This window comes from Paracoccus sp. DMF (assembly GCF_004407025.1).
Classification (GTDB): domain Bacteria; phylum Pseudomonadota; class Alphaproteobacteria; order Rhodobacterales; family Rhodobacteraceae; genus Paracoccus; species Paracoccus aminovorans_B.
In genome coordinates this window covers 1-520 of record NZ_SOKV02000211.1, presented here as the reverse complement: position 1 = coordinate 520, position 520 = coordinate 1, and the positions used below count along the sequence as shown (strand labels likewise).

Sequence of the window (520 nt, the reverse complement as noted above, 5' to 3'; positions counted from 1 at the left end):
CTCGGCCGTCGACCGGACGATCAGCCCGAGCGAAGCCGTGGCCGCGGCTGCGGCGGCCCCGAGGGCAAGCCCCGCCCGGCGCGCAAAGGCGGCCAGCCGGGTGTTGGCCAGTTCCATCTCGCGCGACAGGCGGCCGAGCCCACGGGCCCCGGCCTCACCGACACCTTCCAGTTCGGCGCGCACTCGACGTCCGCCCTCCGCCACGAGGCGGACGGAGACTTTCTTCTCAGCCATTCCGGCGTCCTTCCATCTGCTCGTTGAGTTTGCGCACCATCACCGCCTCGATCTCGGGCAGCAGTTCGGCGGTGATCAGGGGGTTGATGCCCAGCGCCTGCGCCAGTGAAAGCGCGGCACCCATGTCCCATCCGATGACCGCCCCCGGTGCGATGCGCAGCTGGCCGCCAAGGCGCTGGGTCAGATCCCAGACCTGCCAGCCCTCGACGGTTTGCGGCCGGTTCAGTCTTGCGGGGCAGTCGGGGCAGGGGCCTGCGCAGGCCGCGCAGTAGCCGTCGCCCCCGCC

Annotated in this window: 2 protein-coding genes; both read right to left on the bottom strand. The window is 71.9% G+C overall.

Features of this window, described 5'->3' with window-relative positions; genetic code table 11:
• On the bottom strand, positions 1-234 hold a 234-nt coding region (locus E3D03_RS21285; protein ID WP_263568590.1), incomplete at its 3' end, for a hypothetical protein.
• A partial coding sequence (locus tag E3D03_RS21280) for a hypothetical protein (RefSeq protein WP_263568589.1) occupies positions 227-520 on the bottom strand: 294 nt, incomplete at its 5' end. The genes E3D03_RS21285 and E3D03_RS21280, both read right to left, overlap by 8 nt.